The following is a 3,019-nucleotide window of genomic DNA, read 5'->3' on the forward strand; positions in this document are numbered from 1 at the left end:
CTCGTTTTCCGAGATCGCATAGATTGCCGTTGGAAACGACATGCCGGTAGAGTGTGACCGGTTTGATCCCCAGTTCCTCACAGAGTTCAAAAACATGGCGCATCGTACTATCCTCACCGAGCGTCAGCGCTCGGTACTTTTTGATCTTCCGACCGATGAAACGGCGATGTTGCGCCACTACACCCTTGCGGACGACGATCTGGAAATCATCCGCGCCCGCCGCCGCCCCCACAATCGTTTTGGGTTTGCTCTCCAGCTTTGCGCATTGCGCTATCCCGGTCGGTTGTTGACCCCGGGCGAGGTCATTCCAATGGAGATCACGCGCTTCCTGGCAGCGCAGCTTGGGCTGAAGTCAGACGATCTGGCTGGATATGCAAGCCGCGAAGAAACGCGTCATGAACACCTGGCGGCCCTGCGGGATCTCTATGGCTACAAGATGTTCACTGGCCGAGGATCGCGCGACCTGAAGGCCTGGCTGGAGAGAACAGCCGAAACCGCCCGATCGAACGAGGATTTGGCGCGGCGTTTCGTGGAACAATGCCGGGCGACCAAGACCATACTACCAGGGATCACGGTTATCGAACGCCTTTGCGCGGATGCACTCGTTGCTGCAGAGCGACGGATCGACGCTCGGATTGCCGACCGGCTGGATGATGAGATGTGCAGCCGACTTGACGCCTTGCTGACGGAAACGGCGGACGGTTCTGTCACCCGCTTTGTCTGGCTGCGCCAGTTTGAGCTGGGCCAGAACTCGGCCGACATGAACCGGTTGCTCGACCGGTTGGAATTCTTGCAGGCCATGGCCGTGGACAGAAGCATCCTGTCGGGTGTGCCACCCCACCGTATCGCGCGCCTCCGAAGGCAAGGGGAACGATATTTCGCAGGAGATCTGCGGGATATTTCAGGCGACCGCCGCCTTGCCATCCTCGCAGTTTGCGCTTTGGAATGGCGCAGTGCCATTGCCGATGCAGTGGTCGAAAGCCATGACCGGATTGTGGGGAAGACGTGGCGTGAGGCGAAACGCGTATGCGATGCTCGGGCAGATGACGCCAAGGCTGCTTTGAAAGACACCTTGCAGGGCTTCTCAAATTTTGGATCAGCTCTGCTGGAAGCACATGAAGATCAGGCCTCCCTGATGGAGGCCGTCCAAAACGCCGGAGGCTGGTCATCGCTGAGGGGGCTTGTTTCCACCGCCGCCCAACTGACCGACACATTGGCGGCTGATCCACTGGCACATGTTGTTCACGGGTATCATCGCTTCCGACGCTATGCGCCGCGCATGCTCCGGGCGCTCGATATTCAGGCGGCCCCGGTGGCCGAACCGTTGCTTGCCGCCGCCGACATCGTCGCGGGTACGGAAACGACGACTACCCGGCCACTGACCTTTCTGCGCCGGGCTTCGAAATGGCATCGACACTTGAATCACGACGATGGGAACCGGCTTTGGGAGGTGGCGGTCCTGTGCCACCTACGCGACGCATTCCGTGCCGGCGACATCTGGCTCGCACATTCCCACCGGTATGGTGATCTCAAGGACGCGCTGGTTCCGATGGAAGTTGCCAGGGCCACGCCAAAACTGGCCATGCCGTTTGAACCGGAGCTCTGGCTCGCGGATCGAAAATCTCGCATAGCAGATGGCTTGGAACGACTGGCCCGCGCCGCCAGGGCGGGTGCCATTCCGGGAGGTTCTATCGAAGATGGCGTGCTCAAGATCGACCGGCTGACGGCCGCTGTCCCCGAAGAGGCCGATGCCATGGTGCTCGATCTCTACAACCGTCTGCCGGAGATCAGGATCACAGACCTCCTGCTCGAAGTGGATGACGAGATCGGCTTTACCGAGGCCTTCACCCATCTGCGCACCGGCGTTCCATGCAAAGACAGGGTCGGCATGTTGAACGTGCTGCTGGCTGAAGGGCTGAACCTTGGCCTCAGCAAAATGGCTGGGGCCACGAACACCCATGATTATTTCCAGCTCTCGCGCTTGTCGCGCTGGCATGTCGAAAGCGACGCGATGGCACGCGCCTTGGCCATGGTAATCGAAGGTCAATCCGCCTTGCCGATGGCCCGGTTCTGGGGTGGCGGCGTCACCGCGTCCAGTGACGGGCAGTTCTTCCCGACCACGCGCCAGGGCGAGGCGATGAACCTGATCAACGCCAAATACGGCCATGAACCCGGTCTAAAAGCCTATACCCATGTCTCCGACCAGTTCGGCCCTTTCGCCACCCAGACCATCCCGGCCACGGTGAACGAGGCCCCTTACATCCTGGACGGCCTGTTGATGACAGACGCAGGCCAGAAAATCCGCGAACAGTATGCCGACACGGGCGGCTTCACCGACCACGTCTTCGCCGTCACCGCCCTTCTGGGCTTTCAGTTCATCCCCCGCATCCGGGATCTACCTTCCAAGCGCCTTTACCTCTTCGATCCGGCATCCTGCCCAAAAGAACTGAAGGGCCTGATCGGCGGCAAGGTCAGGGAACCCGTCATCAGCTCAAACTGGCCAAACATACTGCGCAGCGCGGCCACGATGGTAGCGGGCGCAATGGCCCCAAGCCAACTCTTGCGGAAGTTTGCATCCTATCCCCGACAGCATGAACTAGCGGTCGCATTGCGCGAAATCGGCCGGATCGAACGGACACTCTTTATCATCGATTGGCTGCTGGATGCCGATATGCAACGCCGAGCCCAAATCGGCCTGAATAAGGGCGAAGCGCATCATGCGCTGAAAAACGCCCTGCGCATCGGTCGCCAGGGTGAGATCCGTGATCGAACAGCCCAAGGCCAGCACTTCCGAATGGCCGGGCTGAACCTCCTCGCCGCAATCATCATCTATTGGAACACAAAGCATCTCGGTCGCGCTGTCGATAGTCGCCACAGTGATGGTTTGGACTGCTCAGCAGACCTGCTAGCGCATATCTCACCCCTCGGGTGGGCGCACATCCTTCTCACCGGCGAATACAGGTGGCCCAAAAGATGACCAAATAGCCTTAGCGTAGGATTCTGCACTCTCCGGCATCAG

The 3,019-nt window shown here is 59.9% G+C and carries 1 protein-coding gene; it reads left to right on the forward strand.

All coding sequences use genetic code 11. The features are described 5' to 3' along the window. The first annotated feature begins 94 nt into the window (after nucleotides 1-94). Complete coding sequence (locus tag MK745_RS19615) at nucleotides 95-2,977, forward strand: Tn3 family transposase (protein WP_243614857.1); 2,883 nt, start codon at nucleotides 95-97, stop codon at nucleotides 2,975-2,977. Nucleotides 2,978-3,019: the final 42 nt, after the last annotated feature.

The sequence above is a fragment of the Shimia aestuarii genome, assembly GCF_022814865.1.
In the GTDB taxonomy this organism is placed as follows: Bacteria; Pseudomonadota; Alphaproteobacteria; order Rhodobacterales; family Rhodobacteraceae; genus Shimia; species Shimia aestuarii_A.